The organism is Brucella anthropi, assembly GCF_046630315.1.
GTDB classification, from domain to species: Bacteria; Pseudomonadota; Alphaproteobacteria; order Rhizobiales; family Rhizobiaceae; genus Brucella; species Brucella anthropi_A.
The window spans coordinates 12,652-38,778 of record NZ_LQBD01000014.1; the positions used below are offsets into that span (position 1 = coordinate 12,652).

A 26,127-nucleotide genomic window follows, 5' to 3' on the forward strand; every position below is an offset into this window, starting at 1 on the left:
GGCGTGTTTTCGCAAGCCTATTCCCGATTCCCGCCCGCGAAGCCTTACGCCAATCCCTTTGTGAGCATTTTCGACACGCGCGTCCAGAACAAATAGTTGCTGCTCGCAAAATGTTGCAATGCCGCGCACCGTTTCGGGTACGCGGCATTGCACACAACCATGTTCTGAAATGAAATCCAAACCGGCTGATTACTTGTCGAGGCCATAGACCGCATGCAGCGTGCGCACGGCCAGTTCCGCATAAGGGCCGTCGATCAGGATCGAAATCTTGATTTCGGACGTGGTGATGGCGCGGATATTGATGCCCTTTTCGGCCAGCGCCTTGAAGGCGGTGGCGGCAACGCCCGCATGGCTGCGCATGCCGATGCCGATGACGGAAATCTTGGCAAGACCGGTTTCGGACTGGATATTGTCGAAGCCGATTTCGCCCTTGACCTTGTCGAGAACCTTCAGCGCCTTGTCGATGTCGCCGGTCGGGATGGTGAAGGTCATATCGGTCTTGGAACCGTCTTCCGACACGTTCTGGACGATCATGTCCACATTGATGTGCTCTTCGGCAAGCGGTCCGAAGATGGCTGCCGAAACGCCCGGCCGGTCGGCCACGCGCCGCAGCGAAATCTGAGCTTCATCCTTCGCAAAGGCGATACCTGTGACGACCTGCTGTTCCACGATTTCTTCCTCGTCGCAAATAAGGGTTCCGGGCGGGTTGATCGGATCACCCATGCCCGGCGCATCTGGGTCCGTAAAGCTCGAACGCACGAAAGTGCGCACCTTGTGCACCATGGCGAGTTCGACCGAGCGCACCTGCAAGACCTTGGCGCCAAGCGAGGCCATTTCCAGCATTTCCTCAAAGGAAATCTTCGAAAGGCGCTTTGCCTTCGGCTCCAGGCGCGGATCGGTCGTATAGACGCCGTCCACATCCGTATAGATATCGCAGCGATCCGCCTTCACGCCGGCGGCAATGGCGACGGCGGACGTATCCGAGCCGCCGCGCCCAAGCGTTGCCACGCGATTGTCGGGGCCCAGCCCCTGGAAACCGGCGACGACGGCGACCTGCCCCATTTCCATGCGGCGGATGATTTCCGAACCGTCGATTTCCTGAATGCGGGCCGCGCCATGGGCATTGTCGGTCCTGATCGGGATCTGCCAGCCCTGCCACGAACGCGCATCGACGCCGATGGACTGAAGCGCAATCGCCAGAAGGCCGCTCGTCACCTGCTCGCCGGAAGCGACGATGGTGTCATATTCGCGCGCATCATAGAAGGGAGAGCTCGCGCCGCAGACCTTCGGCATGTTCTGCACCCAGCCGACCAGCTCATTGGTCTTGCCGGACATGGCCGAAACGACGACGGCAACCTGATTGCCCGCCTCGACCTCGCGTTTGACGTGGCGCGCCACATTATAGATGCGTTCCAGATCGGCCACCGAAGTGCCGCCGAATTTCATCACGATGCGCGCCATTTAAGGTTACGTCCCGCTGTTTAGAAAAATTACACTCTCACCTGCCCAAACCTTATATTGTTGCGACAGGCAAACCCGAGGTCACATAGCTAATATGTCACGCTTCCGCAAGGCCGTGATTCGCATCTGGCCGTTCGAGAGCAAATTTGATTTGTTCCTTGACTTTGGAGTACTACCTTGGAAGCAGAACTGCACGCTTCCGCCGCTGGAGAATGGAAATGACCGAAACTGCCCGCACCACCATCGACGCTTCCGAGATCGAGCATTTTTCGCGCATTGCCGCGGAATGGTGGAACCCGCAGGGCAAGTTCCGCCCCTTGCATAAATTCAATCCGACGCGGCTTGCCTATATCAAGGAAAAGGTCTGCGCCAGGTTCAACCGCGATCCCAATGCGCCGCGCCCGTTCGAGGGCCTGCGCCTGCTCGATATCGGCTGCGGCGGCGGGCTTCTCTGCGAGCCGATGGCGCGCCTCGGCGCAACGGTCATCGGGGCCGACGCCTCAGCCACCAATATCGAAGTGGCCAGGATCCACGCAGCCCAGAGCGGCGTGGAGGTCGACTATCGCGCCACGACCGCAGAAGCGCTGGCCGAAGCCGGTGAAAAATTCGACGTGGTGCTCAATATGGAAGTGGTCGAGCATGTCTCGGACGTCGATCTTTTCATGTCGGCAACAAGCGAGATGGTCAAGCCCGGCGGACTGATGTTCGTCGCCACCATCAACCGCACGCTGAAAGCTTACGGCCTGGCGATCATCGGCGCGGAATATGTCCTGCGCTGGCTGCCGCGCGGCACGCACCAATATGAAAAGCTGGTGCGTCCGGAAGAACTGGAGACAGCCCTTTCAAAAGCGGGCCTTCGCCTCATCGACAAGCTGGGCGTGACCTATAATCCGCTGGCCGACAGCTGGAGCCGCTCACGCGACATGGACGTGAACTATATGGTTCTGGCCGAACGGCCCGCCTGATCCCCTCATCCTTTTTGCGCGCGTGTGGTCATGGCCACGCCCACGGCGATGACCGCCGCGCCGAGCCAGGTCAGCGGCGGGTAATGCTCGCCGAGAAACAGCGTTCCCGAAATAAGGCCAAGCGCGGCCGCGACATAGCCGATCTGGCTGAGATAGACGGGCCCGCCCACTGCCTGCAATCGGAAGAACAGCGCGAACATCCCCGCCGCCGCGATCGACTGGGCCAATGCGGCCCATGGCGCGAAAGCAAGCGTCTCGATCGGAAACTGGCCGGTGAACAGGAGTATCCCCGCAAAAAGCATCAGCGCCGATGCAAGATGGCTTCCGGCGGCAAGTTCGGTCGGATCGGCATTTTTCGGCCAGTCGAGCGTGCGGTAGACATTGCCGATGGCCAGAAGCACCGGAATGAGCAGGGCCGCGGCGATCCACAGGGGATCGGCCGGCTTGCCCACTTCGCCCCGCGTCATCGACACCATCACCGCGCCGACAAAACCGGCGGCGATGCCGCCGATCCCGAGCGCATTGGGACGCCGCAATCCGAACCCCATCGACAGGACAAGCGTGATGACCGGCGACAGCGTGTACATGATGCCGGTAAAACCTGCGCCAAGGCGTGGAATGGCGGAAAGAATGAGCAGGTTGGGCAGGGCATAGGAAATGAATGCGGTGCAGATATAGTAGCGCAGCCTGCCGCCTGAAAAGCCGATCTTCCTTTTCTGCACAAGAAGAACGGCGAACAGAATGAGCCCCGCACTGGCCGAGAACAGGAAGGTCCAGATGGCGGGCGGAATACCCGCCTGCGCCGCGATCTTGCCGAGCGGCAGGATCAGCCCCAGCAGGGTGCCGGTTGCAATCAGCAGGAAAGGCGCAGAAGCCATCAGTTTCATGCGCCTCTTCTCCCCGTATGGCTGTCAGTTCTTGTCTTCCGGGAATACCGGCAATGGCAGAACGTCGACACCGTCTTCGAGCAGCGAATTCACATCCTCGCGCGATGCTTCGCCGTAGATGCCGCGTGTTTCGATCTCGCCGAAATGGATCTTGCGGGCTTCCTCGGCAAACTTGTCGCCGACATAATCCGCATTCTCGCGAACCTTGCGGCTCAACGCCCGCATTTCATCCAATATCTGTTTCTGGGTATCGCCCAGCGCCATGGCAATCTTTTCCTTGCCGCGGCTTGTCGAAACAGCCGGCGCCATCAACGATTTCTGAACAGCTTGCGAATAGCACGCCGGACAAGCGACGAGCTTCATTTCCGACTGCCGGTCGAAATCGGCATTGTCGCGGAACCAGCCCTCGAATTCATGGCCCTGATCGCAATGAAGCGAAAAGCGGATCATGGACTTTACGCATCCTCTTTCTGTTCTGCGGAAACGACACTGACATCGAATTCCCGCGCATTCTTCAGATTTGGCACCTTGGCACGCGCGGCGGCGCTTTCGGCCACATCGATATCGGCCAGAATGACGCATGGCTCATCGTGGTCGGCTTCGGCCAGAATCTTGCCCCATGGCGAAACGATGATCGAATGACCATAGGTCTGGCGCCCGTCCTCATGCAGCCCGCCCTGCGCCGCAGAAATCAAGAATGCGCCATTTTCGATGGCGCGCGCACGTTGAAGCACATGCCAATGCGCCTCGCCGGTCTGTTTCGTGAAGGCAGCCGGACCGGTAATCACATTGGCGCCGGCCAGCGCCTGTGCCCGGAACAGCTGCGGGAAGCGGATATCGTAGCAGATGGCCATGCCCACCCTGGCGAAAGGCAGTTCGGCGATGACGGTCTTCTTGCCGGGCTCATAGGTTGCCGATTCGCGCCAGCTTTCGCCATTGTCGAGATCGACATCGAACATATGAATCTTGTCATAGGTGGCGATCTTTTGGCCCGAGGGCGCGAAAATGCCGCCGCGATTGGCGATCTTGCCGTCGCCCGCATCGATTGCGGTGGAACCGATATGCAGGAAGACACCGTGCCTGGCCGCCAATGCGCGAGCCGCCTGGAACACCGGATCGTTCTCCTCATCGCGCAGGCTTGCGAAAAGAGCCGCCCGGTCGCGCATCAGCGCGCCGGTCATTTCCGGCGTCTGGATATATTGGGCGCCTTGCGCTGCCGCCTCCGCGACCAGTTTTTCGAGTGCCTCCACATTGCGAGCGACATCTGTGCCCGAACGCATCTGGATTGCGGCAGCGCGGAACGTGTTCATGATCTGACCTCTAGGCAAGTTCGCCGGTCTTGAGCAGGCCATCGAGCCTGCCTTCATCCTCCAGCGCATGGAGATCGTCGCAGCCGCCGACGTGAACGGAGCCGATGAAAATCTGCGGGAAGGTGTTGCGCCCGGAACGCTCCTGCATTTGAGCGCGCAATTCCGGTGTTGCTGCGGCGTTGATTTCGTTGAATTCGACGCCCTTGCTGGTCAAAAGCGCCTTTGCCCGCGTGCAATAGGGGCAGCCGGGGCGGGTATAGATCGTAACGTCAACCATGAAAAACTCCGTTCTTTGTCCACTATATAAGGGGCAAACCTGCCGTCTGGAAGCCCCGAAGCTTTTCACGAGCCTGTGTAGTCTGTCATCCGGCTCAATCCGGCAGGACACGGCTGAAGGTCAGGACATCCACGCTTTTCGCGCCGCCCCGCAACAAAGCCCGCGTCACCGCCTTGACCGTAGCGCCGGTGGTATAGACGTCGTCGATCAGCAGAACCCGCCGCCCGCGAACATGAATTTCATGATCCTGCGGCACGCGGAACGCGCCATCCACATTGCGCCTTCGCTCCTTGAGGCCAAGGCCGATCTGCTGTTCGGTCCGGCGCACGCGGTTCAGGCCTTGCGGCGCAAAAGGTTTTGCCTCCAGTTTCGCGAGCGCGCGGGCAAGTTCCGCCGACTGGTTGAACCGTCGCTGCCAGAAGCGCCAGCGATGTAGAGGCACCGGAACGATAACCTCGCAATCATCGAGCAGTTCGCGGCCCGCCCGCTGCATCCAGCGCGCCATCCACGGCGCCAGATCGATCCGGTCATGAAACTTGAGCGAAACCGCCATGCGCTGCGCCGCGCCCCGATGCAGGACGGCCGACCGCAGACGCCGGAAAGGCGGGGGATCGGCAATCGCTTCCGCGCTCATGAAGTTTTCGCCGAAATCGTGATTGAAGGGGATGCCCAGAACGGGACAATAGGGCTTTTCTATAAAGCGCAGCTCCGGCCAGCATTTCGGGCACAGCGTCCCCGGTTCGGATACATGTGTCCGGCAGCCGATGCATGTCGGCGGAAACAGCATGTCCGCCGACGAGCGGACAGCCCGGCAGACGAGCCGGCGAAATCCCTCACCCGCGCCGCGCAAGAAGGTTTGATGCGTTCTGTCGTCATCCGCCATTGCATTCGCCCCCGTTCGAATGCATCTATCCCCGCAACGATTGTACTGAACCTTGCTCGAAAGAGAAGACGAATTCCATGCCTGCGCCGACCGATGATAGCGCGATCTTCGATCGCGATCTCCTGCTCTCGTTTCGCCGCCGCGCCTTTGCGCGCGCCGAACCCGGCGCGGATTTCCTGCTGCGGCGCATTGGCGACGATCTTGCCGACCGCCTGGACGCCGTGGAACGGCGTTTTCCCGTTGCCGTCGATCTCGCTGGCCATACAGGCGCGGCGGCCGCGGCCATTGCGCAATCCGGCAAGGCAGAACTGATTATCCGCATTGAACGCGACAAGGATTTTCTGGGAGGTCCATTCCCGGCTGTTGTCGGCGATGAGGAAATGCTGCCGCTGAAACCCGGCGGCGCCGACCTCATCGTCTCGCTGATGGCGCTGCACGCGACCAACGACACGCCGGGCACAATGGTCCAGATCGCCCGTGCGCTGAAGCCGGACGGGCTATTTCTGGCGGCCTTGAGCGGCAGCGGAACGCTGGGCGAATTGCGCGAGAGCTTGCTCCAGGCCGAAATCGAACTGACGGGCGGCGCCTCGCCGCGCATTTTTCCCTTCCCCGATGTGCGTGATGTGGGCGGCCTTCTGCAACGCGCAGGCTTCGCCCTGCCTGTTACCGATGTCGACAACATCACCGTGCGCTACGATTCGCTGTTCAACCTGATGGCCGACCTGCGCGCCATGGGCATGCAGAACATATTGCGCGACCGGTCCCGCAAGCCGGTTTCGAAACGGCTTTTCCTGCGTGCTGCCGAAATTTATGCCGAGCGCTTCTCCGATCCGGACGGGCGCATCCGCGCCACTTTCTCCATCATCTGGCTGTCAGGCTGGGCACCGCATGAATCGCAGCAAAAGCCCCTGAAGCCCGGCTCCGCAAAGGCATCGCTGGCGCAAGCGCTCAAAAAGGCGGAAGAGGAATAAACACAGCCAAAGAAGGTTAGAGCATTTTCGAGCCAAAAGTGCGAAGCGTCTACGCAGGGAAATCAGTTCACTGGACTGATTTCTTATCCTGCTTCGATGCGTCGGATAATGCGTGAAAACAAAAAGATAGAGCGGTTCCGACGATTCCATTTAAACCGGAACCGCTCTAGCAATCGCCGTGGCGGCTGCCATTGGCCTCGATGATGCAAACGGAATTGGGGCTTGGCTGAAGCACGCTCTTGCGCACCGTATAGGTCTGGCCCGGAGCGTGCGGCTGGCTGCCGGCATCCCGCTTGATCGAACCCGTCATGGTCCGGTCGATCCCGTCCGGAAGCACCGACTGGGCTGCGATCTTGTTTGCCTGCTCGTTGAGAACCGGAACAATGATAAGCGCAAGAGCCACAGCCGCAGAGCCGAACAGCAACACAACGCGCAGGAAACCGCGACCGGCCCCATGACCGGCTCCAAGACCAACCTTTGCCTGTGGCGTCGCCGTATATTCGTTGTGATCGGCGCTAAAAAAATTGTTATCGAAACTCATGCTTCAAGACTCCGGGGCAGCTCGTGCATGAGAATGCCTCAACGGAGTGAATCATAGATTAACCCGCCAGCGGAATCGTAAGAAATTGCCAACCTTTTTCCACAGTCCGGCAGATAATCGGCTTACAGCAGATCAAGCAGGAACGGGATCAGCGGTTCGTCGGCTGGCGGCATAGGATAGTCGCGCATATCCTTCGGGCGAACCCATTTGAGCGCCTGTCCCTCCAGCCCCCGCGCGATGCCTTCATAACGGCGGCAGACATAGAGCGGCATCAGCAGGTGGAAGTCGTCATAGGTGTGGCTTGCAAATGTCAACGGCGCAAGGCAGGCCGCTTTCGTGGTAATGCCGATTTCTTCCTGCAATTCGCGGATCAGCGTTTCTTCCGGCGTTTCGCCGGGTTCCACCTTGCCGCCGGGAAATTCCCAGAGACCGGCAAGCTGCTTGCCCTCCGGGCGCTGCGTCAGCAGAACCCGGCCATCCGAATCCACCAGCGCGCAGGCCGCGACCAGAAGAATGCGCCGTCCCTTCGCTTCAGTCATTTCTCATTGCTCTCCCGATAGGCATAGCGATAGGCTTCCTGAAAGCCGAAGCTTTCGTAAAGCGTGAGCCCGGCGACATTGTCCGCCTCGATTTGCAGCCACGCCGTTTTTGCCCCAAGCTTTGCCGCCCATTTGAGCGCGGAGCCCACGATCGCATGGCCATGCCCCTTGCGCCTTGCCTCCGGCCGCGTGCCGACATCGAACAATCCGGCCATCACGCCATCCTGGACGCAGAGAAGATTGGAGACGGCGCGTCCGCCTTCCTCCAGCACGAACATGCCCTTGTTCGGGCGGACGCTATTGAGAAGCTCGGAAAAGCCGGGCCGCATATCCTCGGGTCTTTCATGGATAGAAAGCGATGCATCCACAAAACGGCCAATGTCCTTCAGGGGAATCTGGTCGATGGCGCCAGACAGATCGAGTTCCCCCAGTTTGACCGTCATCACGATGGTCTCGTCCCGCCGCTTCCAGCCGAGCCCTTCAAGATAGTCCTCAAGCGCGCGCGGCGCGAGCGGGGAAAGCCTGAAGCAGGGAACGCGGCCATAGGCGCGAAAACGCTGTGCCGCAAGTTCCACACGCGCCGGAATATTTCGCGTATCGCCGGGGTCGAGCGGATTGATCGAGTTGAGGCGCCGGGAAGGATGCGCCGCGGTCATGCGTATCGCCCATGTACCGTCATAATGAACCGATGTGGCGGGCCAAGCACGGAAGCCGACGGCTTCAAGCTGGCGAACGATGGCAAGACTTGGCACAATAAACTCCTCAAACGATGACGGATTGAGCGCTCAGGCTCGATGAGATTCGGGAAGACAGCGTGCCGAAAATAGCGCTCTTTGAGAACCGGAGCGGAATGTACTTTTGGGTACATGAGCACCGGAAGCACAAAAGGGTGCTATTTGCAGGCCGCTGGAACCCGAATATCGCGAGCCTAGCTTCTGTAATCGCCGTTGATCGCTACATATTCCTTGGTGAGGTCGCAGGTCCAGACGGTTGCCTTGCCGCGCCCGATCCCCAGATCGACGCGAATGCGAATATCCTCGCCCTGCATATAGGCGGAGGTGGCGTCTTCCGAATAGGCCGGGTCACGCTCGCCCTGATGGGCCACGCGAATATCGCCGAACCAGATGGCGAGCAGGTCGCGATCGGCAGGCTCGCCCGCCTTGCCGACAGCCATGACCACGCGGCCCCAATTGGCGTCTTCACCGGCAACAGCCGTCTTGACCAGCGGCGAATTGGCGATGGAAAGCGCGATCTTCTTGGCGGAAGCCGCAGACTTTGCGCCCGTTACTTCGACCTCCACCATCTTGCGTGCACCCTCGCCGTCACGCACGACCTGCAACGCCAGCGACTTCAGGAGGCGCCCCAGCGCCTTCTTGAATTCGCCAAGGCGCCTGTCGGCGGGATCGGTGATTTCCGGCGCGCCGCGCTCCGCCGCCGTGCCGGTGGCAAACAGCATCAGCGTATCCGACGTGGATGTATCGCTATCCACCGTCACGGCATTGAAGGTCGAGCCGACGCCCTTGGACAGCAGGCTTTGCAACACGTCAGCCTTGATCGGCGCATCGGTGACGACGAAGGAAAGCATGGTCGCCATATCCGGCGCAATCATGCCTGCGCCCTTGGCGATGCCGTTGATCGTGACCGGCACCTGACCAAGCAGCACCGTTTCGGTGGCGACCTTCGGATAGGTATCCGTGGTCATGATCGCCCTGGCGGCTTCGGTCCAGAAATCCTCGACCGCATCCTTGTTCATGTCGCCGAGCAGATGCGCGAATTTGGCAGCATCGAGCGGTTCGCCGATCACGCCGGTCGAAGCGAGAAACACATCGGTCGTAGCGCAGCCGACGGCTTTGGCGGCGGCTTCCGCGGTTGCTTCCGTGGCCTGGCGGCCCTTGACGCCGGTAAAGGCATTGGCATTGCCGGAATTGACGACGACCGCGCGCGCCTTGCCATGCACAAGGTTGCGGCGGCAGAAATCGACCGGCGCCGACGGGCAGAGCGAACGGGTGAAAACGCCTGCGGCTTCTGCCGGGCGGTCGAACACCATCAGCATCACATCCGTTCGTCCCTTGTACTTGATCCCGGCAGCAGCGGTGGCAATACGGACCCCATGGACGACCGGCATTGTGGGGTAATGTTTTGGGGCGAGAGGAGAAACAGACGCGGACATAGGTGCCTCGAAGCATATTCGGTTTGGTTTTGCCGCATTGGAAAGGTTTGCGATCCAAAATCAAGCGGGAAACGCAAGATCGAAACAAAAAACGCCCCGGCAAGCCGGGGCGTCGATAGTTGAAGCGATTTTTACTGCTGCGGAGCAGCGTCTTCCGGCCCGTCATCCGTGTCCGCGCCGTCCTGGGCAGCGGCGGCCTCCTTCATGGCTTTCTCGACAGCGGGGTCCTTGTAGTCGATCTTCATGCCGTCGCGCAGCTTCTTGACGGTATCGACATAACGTTCGCGCATGATGATCGAACGGATCTGGTCCTTGACCTGATCGAATGCCGGCGGCTGCTTGGTGCGGCGATCCTCCAGCTGGATCACGTGGAAGCCGAACTGGGTCTTGACCGGCTCCTTGGTATATTCACCCGGTTTCAGCGCAAAGGCGGCCTTTTCAAATTCCGGCACCATCTGGCCTTCGCTGAAATAGCCGAGATCGCCGCCATTGGCAGCGGTGCCGTCGGTCGAGCTTTCCTTGGCAAGGTCCTCGAACTTGGCGCCGCCTTCAAGCTTCTTGATGATCGCGTCGGCTTCTTCCTTGGTCTTCACGAGGATGTGACGGGCGCGCACCTCGGTCTGCGGCGGCATGGCTGCGATTTCCTTGTCGTAGCGCGCACGCACATCCGCGTCGGTGATCTTGTCGACAACCGCATCCTTGAAATATTCGTTATGCAGCGCGCGTTCGCGCAGGAATTCCATGCGATCCTTGAATTCCTTGGACTGGTCGAGCTTTTCCTTTTCCGCTTCGCCGGCCATCGCCTTGATGTCGATGAGGGCCGCGAGCGCGGCCAGACGGCGCTGATCGGTGGGAAGGCGCGAGAATTGCGGATCGAGATCGCCTGCGGCCTGATCGACTTCACCAACCGTGATGTCCTTGCCGTTGACGGTCGCCAGAACCTTGGACGGATCTTCCTTTTCCGCAGGGGTTGCAGCCGGTGCGGCAGCAGGTTTTCCGGCATCCTGCGCGAATGCGGCGCCTGAGTAGCCTGCCAGCGCCACCGAGGCCGCCAGAGACATGCCGACGACTGCGAGAGCCTTGCGATAAGGGGCTTTCAGAATGGCTTTCATATGGAATTCTCTCCTTCGTGACCGCTTACCGGCCCGATGAATGCGGCGGAATTTGGCCCGGATACCTCCAATATTGCGACAAAGGAAAGGTTTTCCAGCCTTTAGAGCAACGTTGACATCGCCCGAAGCCCCTCTTATCTGTCCTTCGGCTTTACGTCCAGTAAGGGACGGGGGAATTGCGCCGGAAATGCGCCGCATCCGGCAGCTTTCGCAGCGCAGTTTTCTTGCAATTGTTTCAATACGCGTGAATAAAGCATTCGACATTGCCGGAAGCGCTTCCGGCTGAACGGACAGGAAAGGACCAGTGATGGTCAGCTTTGGCGGCCTCGCCCGCAAGATATTCGGTTCATCCAACGACCGCCGCGTGAAAACCCTGCGCCAGCGGGCCAATCAAATTACTGCTATCGAGAAGAATTACGAAAATCTTACCGATGAGCAACTGCAAGCCAAGACCGCCGAATTCCGCGCGGCGCTGGCTGACGGCAAAACGCTCGATTCCCTTCTGCCCGACGCTTTCGCCACGGCGCGTGAAGCCGCCAGGCGCGTGCTCGGCATGCGCCCGTTCGACGTGCAGCTGATCGGCGGCATGGTCCTGCACGAACGCGGCATCGCCGAAATGCGCACCGGTGAAGGCAAGACCCTGATGGCGACCCTGCCGGTCTACCTCAATGCGCTTGAGGGCAAGGGCGTGCATGTCGTGACCGTCAACGACTATCTCGCCACCCGCGACGCCGAAACCATGGGCAGGCTCTACAACTTCCTCGGGCTGACCGTCGGCGTCATCAAGCACGGCCTTGACGACGACGAACGCCGCGCGGCCTATGCCTGCGATATCACCTATGGCACCAATAACGAGCTTGGCTTCGATTATCTGCGCGATAACATGAAGTATGAGCGCGCCCAGATGGTGCAGCGTCCGCACAATTACGCCATCGTCGATGAAGTGGATTCGATCCTCATCGACGAAGCGCGCACGCCGCTCATCATTTCCGGTCCGCTGGAAGACCGTTCGGATTTCTACAACCTCATCGACACCTTCATTCCGCCGCTGGCGGAAGAAGACTATGAAGTCGACGAGAAGCAGAAGACCGCGATCTTCACCGAAGTCGGCACCGAAAAGGTCGAGAAACTTCTGGAAGCCGCCGGCCACCTCAAGGGTGAAAGCCTCTACGACATCGAGAATGTCGCGGTCGTTCATCACCTGAACAATGCGCTTCGCGCGCACAAGCTGTTCCAGCGCGACAAGGACTATATCGTCCGCAATGACGAGATCGTCATCATCGATGAATTTACCGGCCGCATGATGCCGGGCCGCCGCTATTCGGAAGGCCTGCACCAGGCGCTGGAAGCCAAGGAACATGTGACCATCCAGCCGGAAAACCAGACGCTGGCCTCGATCACCTTCCAGAACTATTTCCGCATGTACAACAAGCTGTCGGGCATGACCGGCACGGCTGCGACGGAAGCGGAGGAATTCGGCAATATTTACGGCCTCGAAGTGCTGGAAATTCCGACCAACCTGCCGGTGCAGCGCATCGACGAGGACGATGAGGTCTATCGCACCGTCGAGGAAAAATACCGCGCCATCGTGCGCGACATCCGCGCCTCGCACGAAAAGGGCCAACCGATCCTCGTCGGCACGACCTCGATCGAAAAGTCGGAACAGCTGGCCGAACGTCTTCGCAAGGAAGGCATCAAGGACTTCCAGGTCCTGAACGCCCGCTATCACGAGCAGGAAGCCTATATCATCGCGCAGGCCGGTGTGCCGGGAACCGTCACCATCGCCACCAACATGGCCGGTCGCGGCACCGACATCCAGCTTGGCGGCAATCTGGAAATGCGCGTCCGGCAGGAACTTGCCGATGTGCCGGAAGGCCCGGAGCGTGAAGCCAAAATCGCCGCGATCAAGGCCGACATTGCCCAGCTGAAGGAAAAGGCTCTGGCCGCGGGCGGGCTTTACGTGCTTGCCACCGAGCGTCACGAAAGCCGCCGCATCGACAACCAGCTGCGCGGCCGTTCCGGCCGTCAGGGCGATCCTGGCCGCTCGAAATTCTTCCTGTCGCTGCAGGACGATCTGATGCGCATCTTCGGTTCCGACCGCATGGACAGCATGTTGCAGAAGCTCGGCCTCAAGGAAGACGAAGCCATCGTCCATCCCTGGATCAACAAGGCGCTTGAAAAGGCGCAGAAGAAGGTCGAAGCCCGCAACTTCGAAATCCGCAAGAACCTTCTGAAATACGACGACGTGATGAACGATCAGCGCAAGGTGATCTTCGAACAGCGTCTGGAAATGATGGATGAGGAAGACCTGACCGAAACCGTCGGCGAAATGCGCCACGAGGTCATCGAGGATATGGTCGCGCTCCGTATCCCCAAGGACGCTTACGCGGAAAAGTGGGATATTGCCGGCCTCAAGGAAGATATCATTTCCAAGCTCAATCTCGACCTGCCGGTCGAGGACTGGGCGAAGGAAGAAGGCATCGCGGAAGAAGAGTTCGAAAACCGCATCAAGGAAGCCGCCGACAAGGCTGCTGCCGAAAAGGCGGAACGCTTCGGCCCGCAGATCATGACCTATGTTGAGAAATCGGTCATCATGCAGTCGCTGGACAATCTCTGGCGCGAGCATCTGGTCAATCTCGACCATCTGCGCTCCGTTGTCGGTTTCCGCGGTTATGCCCAGCGCGACCCGCTGAACGAATACAAGACCGAGGCTTTCGAACTGTTCCAGTCGATGCTTGCCAACCTGCGCGAAGTGGTTATCTCGCAGCTGATGCGCGTCGAGATCGTGCGCGAAGCACCGCCTGAGCCGGAATTGCCGCCCATGACAGGCCGTCATATCGACAGCACGACGGGCGAAAACGATTTCGATGAAGCGGCCTGGGCCGAACATCAGCACGATGAGCGCAGCATACCCGCTGCCGAACGCGACCCCGCCGACCCGCGCACATGGGGCAAGGTCAGCCGCAACGAGGCGTGCCCATGCGGCTCCGGCAAGAAGTACAAGCACTGCCACGGCGCATTCGAGTGATGTGAGCCCGGCTCGATCATCATGGACAAACCCCGGCAAAGCATTTGCCGGGGTTTTTGTTTTTTTGCCGCCTGATATGCGCAGATGCGTGCCGCGAACAATTGTCCGGCCCGCTTTATTTTAGATACTTAAAATATAAATGCCGTTTAGAGAATACTCACCATTCCTTGAAGTCTTGCGACCACTTGCGGATTAGACTTTTTCTTTTTCTCTTTATAAAGAACTCCTGTCTAAGGTCTTCACGCGGCTTGAGCGACAAAGCACAGGCACGAGAAGCCGGGCTATCCGGTACGAAAAAAGCAGGTCCGGGAAGGCTTGCAAAGACAGGGTTGGCAAACAGTGCGGTTTTCGGCAGCTGAAACGGCGAGCCGGTTTCTACCCGGCAGGATCGCGGCCAGGCTTCGTCCCGTGACGGAGCGGCTGGATGGCGTGCTTACGGATAGCGGACCGCAGGCAAGCGCACAGCGCTCTTCCCTCGTCGCCTTTTGCGTGCGTGTGGCAAGCGCGGCCATCGCGCTTCTGTCCCAGGTCATTCTGGCCCGCTGGATGGGTGAGTTCGAATACGGCATTTTCGTCCTCGTCTGGCTCACCATGATCATCATCGGCGATCTGGCCTGTTTCGGACTGCACACGACCATCATCCGCTTTGTGCCGGAATATGTGCAGCGCCAGATGTTCGGCCTTGTGCGCGGCATCATCCTCGCCGGGCGCATCTTCGCTTTCGCAGCCGCAACCCTCATCGCATTTCTGGGCGCGGGCCTCCTGCTTCTGCTCCGGGACCATGTTGCGAGCTATTATCTCGTGCCCTTCATCCTCGGCTTCATCTGCCTGCCGATGATAACGCTCGGCAATATGCTGGATGGCATTGCGCGCTCACGCACCTGGGTGATGATGGCGCTGACGCCGAGCTATATCGTTCGCCCGCTTCTGGTCCTCCTGTTCATGATTATCGCGCATGAAGCGGGATTGCCCTCCACGGCAACCGTCGCGCTCGCCGTATCGATCGCCGCGACCTGGCTGACCACCGCCGGGCAATTCCTGACCGTGGACCGCTCGCTGGAAAGGCATATTCCCGCAGCGGCGCGCGACCGGCGCCTTGGCGAATGGATGAAGGTTGCGCTGCCGATTTTCCTTGTCGAAGGATTCTTCTTCCTGCTCATCAATGTCGATGTGCTGATGGTGGGCCGCGCGCTCGATCCCGAACATGTGGCGATCTATTTTGCGGCAACCAAGATCATGGCGCTTGCCCATTTCGTCTATTTCGCCGTGAAGGCGAGCGTTGCCCAGCGTTATTCGGACCTGCTGCACAGCGGCGACCGGGCCGAATTCGCAAGCTTTGCCGAAGCATCCGTCCGCTGGACATTCTGGCCGACACTGTTCCTCGGCGCCGTCATTCTTCTGGCCGGCTATCCGCTTCTGCGGCTTTTCGGCCCGGCCTTCACCGCCGGCTATCCGCTTCTGTTCATCCTCATCATCGGGGTGATCGCGCGCGCCAGCGTCGGCCCGGCGGAAAGCCTCCTCAACATGTCGGGCAAGCAGAATATCTGCGCGCTCCTCTATGCCGCGACACTTGCCGTCAACGTCATTCTCAATCTGCTCCTGATACCGCGCCTCGGCCTGACGGGCGCCGCGATTTCGACCGCCATCGCCATGCTGATGGAAGCCGCACTCCTTTCGGCAGCCGTATCACGCAGCTTGCACATAACCATGTTCATTCTCATTCCACGAGACCGTACCAAGACCTCGGAGGGGACTTTGTAATGGCCGCGAAACCTTTGCTTGAAGAATCCGCCGGCGGAAATGCAGCCCACATCGTTTCGGAGCTTGCCGAAAGCGGCATATCCCTTGAAACCGCCAAGAAGCTGGAGGAAAGCCTTCACAGCCGCGACATACCGCGCAAGCTTGCGATTTATGGCGCGGCGGCAGGCTTCGAATTGCGGGATGAACTCGATCACCTGAGCAACCGGACCATCGAGCCGAACGTGTTCTTCAATGCGCGGTTTCTGGCACCGGCCATGCCGCGTCTGGAAGATCGTGAAGTGCGCTTCATGGTCATGCGCGACGAAAACGAAATCCGCAGCCGCCTGCGCTTCGTCATGCCCTATACGATTGAGCGCCCCGGCCTGCCGCTGTCGACGCCCGTGATCCGCGCCTGGTCGACACCGTTCGGACCGCAAGGCACGCCGCTGATCGACCACGACAACCCCGTCGGCGTGCTGGAAGACCTGTTCGACATTCTGGCGCGCAAGCATCTCAAATTGCCCGATGTGCTTGTTTTGCCCGAGATGCGGGCCGATGGCCCGGCGGCCAAACTGATCCGCTCGGTTGCGGTCGGCCGACAATTGCCGCTGGTCGCGATAGAGCAGAAGGAGCGTCCCTTTCTCCAGAGCGATCTGGATGGCGACGCCTATATCAGGCAGGCAATCGGTGCACACCATCGCCGGGATTATAACCGCCTGTGGCGCAGGCTGGCGGAGAAGGGCGAACTTGCCTATCGCGTCGCCCGCACGCCGGACGATGTGCGCCACGCCTTCGAACATTTCCTCACACTTGAGGCAAGCGGCTGGAAGGGCAAGCGCGGCACCGCCATGGCCGTCGACCGGTTTCGCGCCGCCTTCGCCCGCGAGGCGGTCAACAATCTTGCCGAACGCGACTGCGTGCGCGTGCACACGCTGGAACTGGATGGCCGGGTCATCGCCATTCTTATCGTCTTTACAGTGTCGGGCGAAGCCTGGACCTGGAAGACGGCCTATGATGAGAGCCTGAACGCCTGGTCGCCGGGCGTGCTTCTGATGATCGAGGTCGTGAAGAACCATCTGAACGACCCGAACATCAACCGCACCGATTCCTGTGCCGTCCCGGATCATCCGGTCATGACGCGACTGTTCGACAAACGCGAGACGATCGAAACGCTGGTGATCGGCCTCAACCCGTCTGCGGACAAGCTTGTGCGTCAGGCCGCTTCGCAGATCCATCTTTACCAGCGGACCCGCAATCTGGCCCGCATTGTGCGCAATCGCATCCGTAGTTTCACCGAGAGAAAATAGGGAGGATTCAAACCAACCTTAAAAAAGCCCAGAAATCACTGTCCTGAATCCCCGATCGCCGGATTTATCCGGGCGGGAGAAGTTGCGATTGCAGTTTCGCGGCAGCCCTGCGAAGCTATATCGTCAATAGCTGTTTTAGAGCATTTCCAGCAAAAGTGTGAAACGGTTTTGCGTAGGATAATGTGGCAAAACAAAGAGTTATAGCGGTTCCGACCAGCTGTTAAAGCAGGAACCACACCAGGATTGTGAAGGTTCAGGCATGCGGTTTCCACGCCCCACCATTGCCAGCGGTACGCTTTGCGTCCTGACTGCGGTTTATCTCCTCGCTTTCACCAATACATCCTTCTGGCAGCGGCTGATCGCCTATTTTTCCGATCACCCGCAAAAACTGCTTGTCGCGGCGGCGGCTCTTCTGCTCATCCATATTGCCGTGCTGATGGCCTTCTCGGCAAAATATGTCATCAAGCCGGTTCTGATTTTCGCCATATGGGTTGCCGCCGGCGGTTCCTATTTCACCGACACATTCGGCACGATCATCGACCGCAACGTGGTCGAGGCAACGCTCACAACGACAAAAGCCGAATCCGGCCATCTGATAACGGCGGGCTTTCTGCTGCATATGCTGCTTTACGCCGTCATTCCCTCACTGCTCGTCGTCTGGGTTCGTGTGAAACACCGGCCTTTGCTGCAAAAGCTACTGGTCAACACCGCTTCGATCCTGGCCTGCCTTGCCGTCGCCATCGCGCTTATCGGTTCGGATTATGGCAGCTTCTCCTCGATGTATCGCGAGCATCGCTCCGACATCATGGAACGGCTGATGCCCGGCACGCCGCTGAAAAGCACGGTGCAATATATTGCGCGGGACCTGAATGACAGGCAGATCGTGATGCAGCCGCTGGGGCTCGATGCCAAGCAGGCATTGCCGCCGCTTGCGTCGGACAAGAAACTGCTCACGGTCGTCGTGGTGGGTGAAACCGCCCGCGCCCAGAACTTCAGCCTTTACGGCTATCCGCGTGAGACCAATCCCGAACTCGGGCAGCAGGATATCGTCACTTTTACCAACACGACAAGCTGCGGCACGGACACGTCGGTTTCCGTGCCGTGCATGTTCTCCCCCTTTCCACGGGAAGAATATTCCAGCTCAAAATTCCATGGCTCGGAAAATCTGATGGATGTTCTCAATCACGCTGGCATCCAGGTTGCGTGGTATGAGAACAATACCGGCAGCAAGGGCGTATCGGACCGCATCCCGACAGTCGACCTGCAAAATTCGAACGATACACGTTATTGCGAGGGCGGCGAATGTCTCGACCAGATTCTGGTCGACCGGCTGCGCGATCACCTGAAAGACGTAAACGGCAATGCCACCATCGTTTTGCATATGACGGGCAGCCACGGACCATCCTATTATCGCCGCTATCCGCCGGAATTCGCAAAGTTCAAGCCGGAGTGCCGCACGAGCGAGTTTTCCGACTGCACCACCGAGCAGATCGTCAATGCCTATGACAATTCGATCGTCTATACCGACCATATATTGTCCGAGGTCATCAATCTTCTGAAGGCCAGTGAGGACCGGTTTGCCCCTGCCATGATCTACATGTCCGACCATGGCGAATCGCTTGGCGAAGACGGCCTCTATCTGCATGCCGCGCCCTATTTCATTGCCCCTGACGAACAGACGCATATTCCCTTCGTCGCGTGGTTTTCGCCGGATTATGCCAATGCAACCCGGCTCGACACGGCTTGCGTCAGGCAAGATGCCGCCGCCCCCTCCTCGCACGACAATCTGTTTCATACGATCATCGGCATGATGGGTGTGAAAACGTCGGCCTATGATCAGGCATTGGACCGCTTTGCCAATTGCCGGAAAGCCAATGTGGCAACGTCGAACTAGGAGGACCTTCGACGTTGCGCGTCTTTCGCTGATTATATCAGCCGAACCAATGATTTGAGCCATCCGGCAAAGCGTGATACACTTCGTTTCGGGAGAGCGCATGGACTGGCGGAAGAGGAGGCCGCACCGGTGCCATCCGGCATTTTGGAGAGTGCCCGAAGCCCGGATAAATTATAAAGCTTCCGCCTGGCTCAAACGCTGTCGCGCCCTCCCTGGAAGGAGATGCGCCATGGAATATCTTCACTATGTCAGCACGCTGGATTATGTCCTGCTGGGCTTGATCGCCCTGCTTGTCTTCTGGAACCTGGTTGAGGCGGGCATGCGCAGATAGGAGCGGCCTATCTTGAGACCGTTCCAATTTTTGGCCTGACGCTCCCACGCAGTCAGGTACAGATTTTTGACGAGAATGCAGCCGAAACGACACGCGGCTGAGTGCAGTGCACGTCTCTGTTCCTTTCACCTCTTGGCCTGCGGCAGTAACCGGATGAAAGCTGCTCTTTTGAGCAATTGACCTCGTTTCGTTTAGCCGTTATATCCCAACCCGCTGTCCCTTTGGACCATATCGAACTGCTTCGGCAGAAATGTGCGGGTGTGGTGGAACTGGTAGACGCGCCGGACTCAAAATCCGGTTCCGAAAGGAGTGTCGGTTCGATTCCGACCACCCGCACCATTCTTGCCTATCGTTCAGGGTGAAAAACTGCGAAGGCATTCAGCATACCTCCGCAGCAGGCTGTCTCAGCGCTTCAGCAATTGCTTCATTTCACTGCCATTCACGCCATATTTGCTCTCGGCAATGGAGCAGACCTTCTTATCCGGCACATTCTGATAGCGCAGCTTTGCGCTTTTATAGCCGTCCAGCGAGCCCTCAATGAAGCTCCTCGCAGTTTGCTGCGGATTACACTCCCTGTTGTAAGCCTTGTTTGCCATGCAATAAACAAACACTGCGCGCTCGGCATCAACCGCCTTATATTGAGGACAGCGGGACTGAAAATATCGCGCTTCTCCCATATGATGATCGGTTCTGAACTGTTCTGGAATGCGATTGGTCGTGCAAGCCGTGAGCGCCAGAAGCAAGCCGGCCCCCAATAGAAATTTGCCCCTCATTATCCCTCCAACATGTCTTGAAATGACCCTGCTGGTTTAGCATCGGGGCATGCCATGGGAAAGTACCGACAACCGGTCGCTGCTTTCCGCCGCACGGGGGATTTCACGCCGCTTCCAGCGCCTGCGCCAGATCGGCAATCAGATCGTCGGGATGTTCAATGCCGATGGAAAGCCGGATCGTCGATTCCAGAACCCCGATACGTTCCCGCACATCGATGGGAACGCCCGAATGGGTCATCGCAGCAGGATGGCTTGCAAGCGATTCCGTACCGCCGAGGCTGACCGCAAGCTTCAATATCTGAAGTGCATTCAGGAAACGGAAAGCCGCCGCCTGCCCTCCCTTGATATCGAATGAGAAAGTCGATCCCGCACCGGTGCATTGGCGCTTGAACAGCGCGCCAATGTCCGAATTCTCATCCTCAAAGGGGAGATAATGCAGCTTTTCCACCTTCGGATGGTCGCGCAGAAACTCCGCTATCGCCTGCGCATTGCTGTTGGCGCGCTCCATGCGCAGCCCGAGCGTTTCGAGCGAGCGGCCCAGCATCCAGCACGAATGCGGATCAAGCTGCGTGCCGATGGCGCCGCGCAATGCCTTGACCTGTTTCACGACAGCCTTGGCACCCAGAACCGCCCCGGCAATCAGGTCCGAATGTCCGCCGACATATTTGGTCAGCGAATAGACCGAAAGGTCGGCGCCGTGGTCGAGCGGCTTCTGGTAAACCGGGCCGAGCAGGGTATTATCGCAGGCAATGATCGGCCTGTGGCCCTGCCTTTGTTCGATTTTTTCCGCAACACGCCGGATGGCAGCAATATCGACAATGCTGTTGGTGGGATTGGCTGGCGTTTCGATCAGGATCACCGCGACACGCCCCTTGGCCACGGCTCTGTCAGCCGCCTGTTCGATTGCGGCTTCATGCACCCCATCGGCGAAGGAGACCGCTTCGACACCGAAATTGAGAAACGTCTTGGCAAGGAGCGTTTCGGTTCCGCCGTAAAGCGGTTGCGAATGCAGGATGACATCGCCGGGACGGACAAAGGCAAACAGCGTCGTGGCAATTGCCGACATGCCGGAAGAAAACAGCGCGCAGCTCTCGGTCCCTTCATAGACCGCAAGGCGGTCTTCGACGATCTCGCTGTTGGGATGGTTGAAACGGGAATAGACGAGGCCCGCCCCGACGCCGGCCGGCGGTTCCTTGCGGCCGGAAACAAAATCGAAGAAATCCCGCCCGTCTTCAGCCGTCTTGAACACGAAAGTCGACGTCAGAAACACCGGCGGCTTGACCGCTCCCTCGGAAAGCTCCGGATCATAGCCATAATTGAGCATCTGCGTTTCAGGATGAAGCGGATGATTGCCCAGCATGGTCTTTGAAGGCCGTGGCGCAGTCATGAAAACCTCCTTGAGAAAACCCCTCTTGTCCGCGTGCGGACAGGAGGAGCTTAACAGAGGTTTTCTGGAATCTTCTTGCGTTGTTACGCTTTCTCAGGAAATCGCTGCAATGGCGGAAGAAAGCTTTTGGAAAAAGTGGACGATTACTTGATGACCAGCACGGGTACGGTGCTGTGGGACAGAACCTCCGCCGCCTGACTTCCAAGCAATAGCTTGTTCACGCCGCGGCGGCCATGCGATGCAATGACGATCAGATCGGCATTCCTGGCCTTGGCAACCTCAACGATGCCCTGTGCGGGAGACTGGTTCTCGATATGCACGGCTTCGGCGCTGACACCGATCTGCGTTGCCTTGGTTTTGGCCTTCGTCAGAATGTCGGAGGCTGCCCTGGTGATAGCCTCACGATATTCCTGAAATGCCGCCGGGCTCGACGCCCATTCGGCCGCGACCACAATACCGTAGGAGGGCAGAAGTTCGGTCACGGAAACAAATATGACATTCGCACCTGTTTCCTTGGCCAGCGCAATCCCCTGATCAACCCCTTTTTCGGCAAGTTCCGATCCATCGGTTGCGATCAATATGTTCTTGTACATTCCTGCTCTCCTGCTGCCTGTTGCCCGATGATGCGCGCCGTCAAGCCGCAATGCATTGATGCGGATCAATCGGGCCCTACCCCACGCTAATACGCCCCCTCCCAATTATGATGGAATTTACTTCCAATTTATTAGGCTATAAAGAATAAATTTCTAAATTCGATGCCGAACACGCACGCGCCCGACTATGCTTTTGCGCCATTTCCTCCTAAACTTTGCGCAACAAAGGGAGATCACGCCATGAACAAGCCCCTGAACGAAACGAAAGCCGGTCAGGCAGCAGGCCGAGGCCGCATTTACGATTCCATTCTCGACACGATCGGCAATACCCCGCTTGTACGGATCGACAAGTTCGCCAGGGAAAAGGGCGTGGAAGCCAACCTTCTGGCCAAGCTGGAGTTCTTCAATCCCCTGGCCAGCGTGAAGGATCGCATCGGCCTGGCGCTGATCGAAGCGCTGGAACGCGACGGCAGGGCCGTGCCGGGCAAGACAGTCTTCGTCGAGCCGACCTCCGGCAATACCGGCATTGCGCTTGCCTTTGCCGCAGCGGCCAAGGGCTATCGCCTCATTCTCACCATGCCGGAAACCATGTCGGTGGAACGGCGCAAGCTTCTGAAGCTTCTTGGCGCCGAACTCGTTCTGACCGAAGGCGCGAAAGGCATGAAGGGCGCCATCGCGGAAGCCGAAGCCATTGCGGAAGGCAATCCGAACGCGATCATCCCGCAGCAGTTCGAAAACCCCGCCAATCCTGAAATTCATCGCCTGACAACGGCAGAGGAAATCTGGAACGACACCAATGGCGAAGCCGATATCCTGATCTCCGGCATCGGCACCGGCGGCACGATCACCGGCGTCGGTCAGGTCATCAAGGGACGCAAGCCATCCTTCAAGGTGATCGCGGTGGAGCCGAAGGATTCGCCGGTTCTTTCCGGCGGCGCGCCCGGCCCGCACAAGATTCAGGGCATCGGTGCAGGCTTTGCCCCAAAGACGCTCGATACCGGCATCTACGATGAGGTCGTTCAGGTTTCCAACGATGACGCTTTTGCCAATGCCCGTCTGATTGCCCGGCTCGAAGGCATCCCGGTCGGGATTTCTTCCGGCGCGGCGCTGACGGCGGCAGCCGAAATCGGCAAGCGCCCGGAAAATGCCGGCAAGAACATCGTCATCATCATTCCATCCTTTGCCGAGCGCTATCTTTCGACCGCGCTGTTCGAAGGCCTGGAATAAGCCGCTTCACGCATCGATTTTCAAAAGACAAAAGCCAGAGCGGATAACCGTTCTGGCTTTACTTTTATCGCACCAGGCTGTCCGCAAACGAACAGAAGGCTCTATAGCATGTCTCCCCAAAGTGGGAACCGCCTTCGCGGGGAAATCAGTCCACTGGACTGATTTCTGATCCCGCTACGATGGGATAAAGACATGCATGAAAACAAAAACTTAAAGCGTGTCATATGACTACGATAAAATGCGACACGCTTTAATGGCGCGTGCGCGCGGCGCAAGCCGGGCCGGGCCCGCGCATATAATGGCGCTCGGGCCGGTAGCTCGGTGCGACGAACTCGCGGATGACATTAACGCTGTCACGCAGTTGAACAAGAATGCTCATCGTCTTCACCTTCGTCAAAAACCATGCTGTCCGGAATGGATGCCCGTCATGCCCCGACCACCAATCAATCGGGACCATGAAACGTCGTTCATTTCCGAACATCTTAATGAAAACTTTAACAATCAAAGATGAATAAGCTCTGAACCCATATGGTTAAGAGTAAGTTAATGGTAAGGATGTTCGCGCTTTTCCACAAGCCGCCAATTCTTGCCACAATTGAAAAAGGCCGGCTTGAACCGGCCTTTTGCATGAAAACAGTCCTGCTTATCGCGTCGGAACCGGATGCTCGCCGCGATAATCGTAAAAACCGCGGCCCGTCTTGCGCCCCAGCCAGCCTGCCTCGACATATTTGACCAGAAGCGGACATGGACGATATTTGGAATCCGCCAGCCCGTCGTGCAGGACCTGCATGATGGAGAGACAGGTATCGAGACCGATGAAATCGGCAAGCTGGAGCGGCCCCATCGGATGATTGGCGCCGAGCTTCATGGCCGTATCGATAGCCTCGACGCTGCCGACACCTTCATAAAGCGTGTAGATCGCCTCGTTAATCATCGGCAGCAGGATACGGTTGACGATAAAGGCCGGGAAATCCTCGGCAACCGTCACCGTCTTGCCGAGGGCTGTGACAAAATCATTCGACTTGCGGAAGGTTTCCTCGTCGGTGGCAATGCCCCGCACCAGCTCGACCAGCTTCATGACCGGCACGGGATTCATGAAATGAATGCCGATAAAACGTTCCGGACGATCGGTCGTGGATGCAAGACGTGTGATCGAGATCGACGATGTGTTGGTCGCAACGATCGCCTGCGGGTTCAGAACCGGGCAAAGCTGGGCGAAAATCTTGCGCTTGACGGTTTCGTCTTCGGTCGCCGCTTCGATAGCCAGATCGACACCCGCCAGATCTTCCATGGAATTTGCCGGACGGATGAGTTTCATCGCCGCGGCGCGTTGGTCTTCGAGCAGCTTGCCGGAAGAAACCTGTCGCGCCATATTGCCATTGATGGTGGCGATGCCCTTTTCCAGCCGGTCCGGTGCCGCATCGTGAAGAAGCACATCGAACCCGGCCAGCGCGCATACATGGGCAATGCCGCTGCCCATCTGTCCTGCGCCGACCACCCCTACCGTCTTGATTGCCACAATTATAACTCCTTCATTCAGCCGCCCCCATTGCGGGGCCGAGGCCTAAAGCGATTCCGGTGAACACGGAGTCGTTGGAAACGCTCTGTCTTTTGTTTTACGCATTCTCCAGCGCAAAACCGCTGCGCACTTTTGCTGGAAATGCTTCAATATATCAATTCTGCCGCAGACAGCTACAGCCTACATTCAGTGAAAGGCAAAAACAGCGCTTCCGCATATGAGGGCTCTCAAATAAAAAGCGGCGGGACCAGCCCGCCGCTTTCGGATCGATCAGAGCGCCTTTTGCAACTCCGGCAGGATCGTGAAGAGATCGCCGACGAGGCCGTAATCGGCCACCTGGAAGATCGGCGCCTCCTCGTCCTTGTTGATTGCCACGATCACGCGGGAATCCTTCATGCCCGCCAGATGCTGGATCGCGCCAGAAATACCGACGGCGATGTAAAGGTCCGGCGCAACCACCTTGCCCGTCTGGCCAACCTGCCAGTCGTTCGGCGCATAGCCCGCATCGACCGCCGCGCGGCTGGCGCCGACGGCGGCACCGAGCTTGTCGGCAACCGGCAGGATCACTTCCTGGAATTTTTCGGCAGAACCAAGCGCACGGCCACCCGAGATGATGATCTTGGCCGAGGTCAGTTCCGGACGATCCGATTCTGACAGCGCATTGCCGACGAAGCTCGACAGGGCCGGATCGGCAGCCGCATTGACGCTTTCAACCGTCGCCGAACCGCCTTCGCCCGTAGCCTGGAAAGAGGCGGTGCGCACGGTGATGACCTTCTTCGCGTCGGTCGACTGCACGGTCTGGATCGCATTGCCAGCATAGATCGGACGCTTGAACGTATCAGCCGATACGACTTCCATGATTTCGGACAGTTGCATCACATCGAGAAGTGCTGCCACGCGCGGCAGGATGTTCTTGGCCGAGGTCGTCGCCGGTGCGATGATCGTGTCGTAATTGCCAGCCAGTTCCACGATGAGAGCAGCCGTCGGCTCGGCCAGACGGTTTTCCAGCGCATCGCTTTCAGCCAGCAGAACCTTGCGCACGCCTTTCAGTTTGGCGGCCGCATCGGCGGCAGCTTTCGCACCCTTGCCCGCAACCAGAACATCCACGTCACCGCCGATCTGGGCAGCAGCCGTCAGCGCCTTGGCGGTCTGGTCGGAAAGGGTTGCATTGTCATGTTCGGCAATAAGAAGAATAGCCATTATTTCTGTCCT

General features: G+C 58.7%; 24 protein-coding genes and 1 tRNA gene. 8 read left to right on the plus strand and 17 right to left on the minus strand.

Annotation, left to right across the window (positions count from 1 at the left end; translation table 11 throughout):
• Window positions 1-189: 189 nt before the first annotated feature.
• A complete protein-coding gene (locus tag AVM02_RS09835) occupies window positions 190-1,461 on the minus strand; it encodes an aspartate kinase (protein ID WP_411506790.1) in 1,272 nt (423 codons plus the stop codon).
• A gap of 218 nt (window positions 1,462-1,679) precedes the next feature.
• Here AVM02_RS09835 and ubiG point away from each other — a divergent pair, with 218 nt between their 5' ends.
• Entirely contained in the window at window positions 1,680-2,426 is a 747-nt protein-coding gene (ubiG, locus tag AVM02_RS09840) for a bifunctional 2-polyprenyl-6-hydroxyphenol methylase/3-demethylubiquinol 3-O-methyltransferase UbiG (protein ID WP_411506791.1), read from the plus strand.
• A gap of 5 nt (window positions 2,427-2,431) precedes the next feature.
• On the opposite strand, the gene AVM02_RS09845 is transcribed toward ubiG, so the two are convergent.
• The 5 genes from AVM02_RS09845 to AVM02_RS09865 all read right to left on the minus strand — a co-directional run bounded on the left by AVM02_RS09845 (window position 2,432) and on the right by AVM02_RS09865 (window position 5,783).
• Window positions 2,432-3,313 carry a DMT family transporter gene (locus AVM02_RS09845; protein WP_411506792.1) on the minus strand — a complete coding sequence of 294 codons (882 nt, stop codon included), beginning with the start codon at window positions 3,311-3,313 and terminating at the stop codon, window positions 2,432-2,434.
• Between the two features lie 24 nt (window positions 3,314-3,337).
• A complete protein-coding gene (locus AVM02_RS09850) occupies window positions 3,338-3,763 on the minus strand; it encodes a DUF1178 family protein (protein ID WP_411506793.1) in 426 nt (141 codons plus the stop codon).
• A gap of 5 nt (window positions 3,764-3,768) precedes the next feature.
• Window positions 3,769-4,623: a carbon-nitrogen hydrolase family protein gene (locus AVM02_RS09855; RefSeq protein ID WP_411506794.1), complete on the minus strand. Its 855-nt coding sequence runs from the start codon at window positions 4,621-4,623 to the stop codon at window positions 3,769-3,771.
• 10 nt (window positions 4,624-4,633) lie between these two features.
• Window positions 4,634-4,900: a glutaredoxin 3 gene (grxC, locus tag AVM02_RS09860; protein WP_411506795.1), complete on the minus strand. Its 267-nt coding sequence runs from the start codon at window positions 4,898-4,900 to the stop codon at window positions 4,634-4,636.
• Window positions 4,901-4,994: 94 nt separating this feature from the next.
• Window positions 4,995-5,783: a ComF family protein gene (locus tag AVM02_RS09865; RefSeq protein WP_411506796.1), complete on the minus strand. Its 789-nt coding sequence runs from the start codon at window positions 5,781-5,783 to the stop codon at window positions 4,995-4,997.
• A 77-nt stretch (window positions 5,784-5,860) separates the two neighbouring features.
• On the opposite strand from AVM02_RS09865, the gene AVM02_RS09870 reads away from it, so the two are divergent.
• Window positions 5,861-6,754 (plus strand): methyltransferase domain-containing protein, encoded by an 894-nt coding sequence (locus AVM02_RS09870; RefSeq protein ID WP_411506797.1) that lies wholly within the window; start codon window positions 5,861-5,863, stop codon window positions 6,752-6,754.
• Window positions 6,755-6,920: 166 nt separating this feature from the next.
• Here AVM02_RS09870 and AVM02_RS09875 read toward each other — a convergent pair whose 3' ends face one another.
• The 5 genes from AVM02_RS09875 to AVM02_RS09895 all read right to left on the minus strand — a co-directional run bounded on the left by AVM02_RS09875 (window position 6,921) and on the right by AVM02_RS09895 (window position 11,116).
• Window positions 6,921-7,295: a hypothetical protein gene (locus AVM02_RS09875; protein WP_411506798.1), complete on the minus strand. Its 375-nt coding sequence runs from the start codon at window positions 7,293-7,295 to the stop codon at window positions 6,921-6,923.
• A gap of 122 nt (window positions 7,296-7,417) precedes the next feature.
• A complete protein-coding gene (gene mutT, locus AVM02_RS09880; protein WP_411506799.1) occupies window positions 7,418-7,834 on the minus strand; it encodes an 8-oxo-dGTP diphosphatase MutT in 417 nt (138 codons plus the stop codon).
• Complete coding sequence (locus AVM02_RS09885; RefSeq protein ID WP_411506856.1) at window positions 7,831-8,589, minus strand: GNAT family N-acetyltransferase; 759 nt, start codon at window positions 8,587-8,589, stop codon at window positions 7,831-7,833. Before AVM02_RS09885 ends, mutT begins: the two co-directional genes overlap by 4 nt.
• Before the next feature lie 173 nt (window positions 8,590-8,762).
• A complete protein-coding gene (gene argJ, locus AVM02_RS09890; RefSeq protein WP_411506800.1) occupies window positions 8,763-10,004 on the minus strand; it encodes a bifunctional glutamate N-acetyltransferase/amino-acid acetyltransferase ArgJ in 1,242 nt (413 codons plus the stop codon).
• A 131-nt stretch (window positions 10,005-10,135) separates the two neighbouring features.
• Window positions 10,136-11,116 carry a peptidylprolyl isomerase gene (locus tag AVM02_RS09895; RefSeq protein WP_411506801.1) on the minus strand — a complete coding sequence of 327 codons (981 nt, stop codon included), beginning with the start codon at window positions 11,114-11,116 and terminating at the stop codon, window positions 10,136-10,138.
• A gap of 307 nt (window positions 11,117-11,423) precedes the next feature.
• Between AVM02_RS09895 and secA the strand changes: the two genes are divergently transcribed.
• From secA to AVM02_RS09920, 5 genes are all read left to right on the plus strand, one after another.
• Window positions 11,424-14,144 carry a preprotein translocase subunit SecA gene (secA, locus tag AVM02_RS09900; protein ID WP_411506857.1) on the plus strand — a complete coding sequence of 907 codons (2,721 nt, stop codon included), beginning with the start codon at window positions 11,424-11,426 and terminating at the stop codon, window positions 14,142-14,144.
• Window positions 14,145-14,483: 339 nt separating this feature from the next.
• A complete protein-coding gene (locus AVM02_RS09905; RefSeq protein WP_411506802.1) occupies window positions 14,484-15,905 on the plus strand; it encodes a lipopolysaccharide biosynthesis protein in 1,422 nt (473 codons plus the stop codon).
• Window positions 15,905-17,191, plus strand: coding sequence for a type IV secretion system effector crotonyl transferase BspF (gene bspF / locus AVM02_RS09910; RefSeq protein ID WP_411506803.1), 1,287 nt, complete (start codon window positions 15,905-15,907; stop codon window positions 17,189-17,191). The genes AVM02_RS09905 and bspF overlap by 1 nt, the downstream gene beginning before the upstream one ends.
• 259 nt (window positions 17,192-17,450) lie before the next feature.
• Window positions 17,451-19,085: a phosphoethanolamine transferase gene (locus AVM02_RS09915; protein WP_411506804.1), complete on the plus strand. Its 1,635-nt coding sequence runs from the start codon at window positions 17,451-17,453 to the stop codon at window positions 19,083-19,085.
• Window positions 19,086-19,670: 585 nt separating this feature from the next.
• A tRNA-Leu gene (locus AVM02_RS09920) sits at window positions 19,671-19,755 on the plus strand.
• Between the two features lie 65 nt (window positions 19,756-19,820).
• On the opposite strand, the gene AVM02_RS09925 is transcribed toward AVM02_RS09920, so the two are convergent.
• The 3 genes from AVM02_RS09925 to AVM02_RS09935 all read right to left on the minus strand — a co-directional run bounded on the left by AVM02_RS09925 (window position 19,821) and on the right by AVM02_RS09935 (window position 22,169).
• Window positions 19,821-20,189 (minus strand): hypothetical protein, encoded by a 369-nt coding sequence (locus AVM02_RS09925; RefSeq protein ID WP_411506805.1) that lies wholly within the window; start codon window positions 20,187-20,189, stop codon window positions 19,821-19,823.
• A 103-nt stretch (window positions 20,190-20,292) separates the two neighbouring features.
• Window positions 20,293-21,576, minus strand: a complete 1,284-nt coding sequence (locus AVM02_RS09930) for a cystathionine gamma-synthase family protein (protein WP_411506806.1) — start codon at window positions 21,574-21,576, stop codon at window positions 20,293-20,295.
• Window positions 21,577-21,719: 143 nt separating this feature from the next.
• Window positions 21,720-22,169, minus strand: coding sequence for a universal stress protein (locus AVM02_RS09935; protein WP_411506807.1), 450 nt, complete (start codon window positions 22,167-22,169; stop codon window positions 21,720-21,722).
• A 240-nt stretch (window positions 22,170-22,409) separates the two neighbouring features.
• Between AVM02_RS09935 and cysK the strand changes: the two genes are divergently transcribed.
• The gene (gene cysK, locus AVM02_RS09940) at window positions 22,410-23,396 is read left to right on the plus strand and encodes a cysteine synthase A (protein WP_411506808.1); all 987 of its coding nucleotides are present in this window, start codon (window positions 22,410-22,412) and stop codon (window positions 23,394-23,396) included.
• A gap of 250 nt (window positions 23,397-23,646) precedes the next feature.
• On the opposite strand, the gene AVM02_RS09945 is transcribed toward cysK, so the two are convergent.
• The 3 genes from AVM02_RS09945 to AVM02_RS09955 all read right to left on the minus strand — a co-directional run bounded on the left by AVM02_RS09945 (window position 23,647) and on the right by AVM02_RS09955 (window position 26,115).
• Entirely contained in the window at window positions 23,647-23,775 is a 129-nt protein-coding gene (locus AVM02_RS09945) for a hypothetical protein (protein ID WP_411506809.1), read from the minus strand.
• A gap of 264 nt (window positions 23,776-24,039) precedes the next feature.
• On the minus strand, window positions 24,040-24,915 hold the full coding sequence (locus AVM02_RS09950; RefSeq protein WP_411506810.1) for a 3-hydroxybutyryl-CoA dehydrogenase: 876 nt from the start codon (window positions 24,913-24,915) through the stop codon (window positions 24,040-24,042).
• A gap of 270 nt (window positions 24,916-25,185) precedes the next feature.
• On the minus strand, window positions 25,186-26,115 hold the full coding sequence (locus AVM02_RS09955) for an electron transfer flavoprotein subunit alpha/FixB family protein (RefSeq protein ID WP_411506811.1): 930 nt from the start codon (window positions 26,113-26,115) through the stop codon (window positions 25,186-25,188).
• Between the last annotated feature and the right edge of the window lie 12 nt (window positions 26,116-26,127).

Coding starts and splice junctions, on each gene's coding strand:
- AVM02_RS09835 (WP_411506790.1), bottom strand. CDS start 1,461: ATGGCGCGCATCGTGATGAAATTCGGCGGCACTTCGGTGGCCGATCTG.
- ubiG (WP_411506791.1), top strand. CDS start 1,680: ATGACCGAAACTGCCCGCACCACCATCGACGCTTCCGAGATCGAGCAT.
- AVM02_RS09845 (WP_411506792.1), bottom strand. CDS start 3,313: ATGAAACTGATGGCTTCTGCGCCTTTCCTGCTGATTGCAACCGGCACC.
- AVM02_RS09850 (WP_411506793.1), bottom strand. CDS start 3,763: ATGATCCGCTTTTCGCTTCATTGCGATCAGGGCCATGAATTCGAGGGC.
- AVM02_RS09855 (WP_411506794.1), bottom strand. CDS start 4,623: ATGAACACGTTCCGCGCTGCCGCAATCCAGATGCGTTCGGGCACAGAT.
- grxC (WP_411506795.1), bottom strand. CDS start 4,900: ATGGTTGACGTTACGATCTATACCCGCCCCGGCTGCCCCTATTGCACG.
- AVM02_RS09865 (WP_411506796.1), bottom strand. CDS start 5,783: ATGGCGGATGACGACAGAACGCATCAAACCTTCTTGCGCGGCGCGGGT.
- AVM02_RS09870 (WP_411506797.1), top strand. CDS start 5,861: ATGCCTGCGCCGACCGATGATAGCGCGATCTTCGATCGCGATCTCCTG.
- AVM02_RS09875 (WP_411506798.1), bottom strand. CDS start 7,295: ATGAGTTTCGATAACAATTTTTTTAGCGCCGATCACAACGAATATACG.
- mutT (WP_411506799.1), bottom strand. CDS start 7,834: ATGACTGAAGCGAAGGGACGGCGCATTCTTCTGGTCGCGGCCTGCGCG.
- argJ (WP_411506800.1), bottom strand. CDS start 10,004: ATGTCCGCGTCTGTTTCTCCTCTCGCCCCAAAACATTACCCCACAATG.
- AVM02_RS09895 (WP_411506801.1), bottom strand. CDS start 11,116: ATGAAAGCCATTCTGAAAGCCCCTTATCGCAAGGCTCTCGCAGTCGTC.
- secA (WP_411506857.1), top strand. CDS start 11,424: ATGGTCAGCTTTGGCGGCCTCGCCCGCAAGATATTCGGTTCATCCAAC.
- bspF (WP_411506803.1), top strand. CDS start 15,905: ATGGCCGCGAAACCTTTGCTTGAAGAATCCGCCGGCGGAAATGCAGCC.
- AVM02_RS09915 (WP_411506804.1), top strand. CDS start 17,451: ATGCGGTTTCCACGCCCCACCATTGCCAGCGGTACGCTTTGCGTCCTG.
- AVM02_RS09925 (WP_411506805.1), bottom strand. CDS start 20,189: ATGAGGGGCAAATTTCTATTGGGGGCCGGCTTGCTTCTGGCGCTCACG.
- AVM02_RS09930 (WP_411506806.1), bottom strand. CDS start 21,576: ATGACTGCGCCACGGCCTTCAAAGACCATGCTGGGCAATCATCCGCTT.
- AVM02_RS09935 (WP_411506807.1), bottom strand. CDS start 22,169: ATGTACAAGAACATATTGATCGCAACCGATGGATCGGAACTTGCCGAA.
- cysK (WP_411506808.1), top strand. CDS start 22,410: ATGAACAAGCCCCTGAACGAAACGAAAGCCGGTCAGGCAGCAGGCCGA.
- AVM02_RS09945 (WP_411506809.1), bottom strand. CDS start 23,775: ATGAGCATTCTTGTTCAACTGCGTGACAGCGTTAATGTCATCCGCGAG.
- AVM02_RS09955 (WP_411506811.1), bottom strand. CDS start 26,115: ATGGCTATTCTTCTTATTGCCGAACATGACAATGCAACCCTTTCCGAC.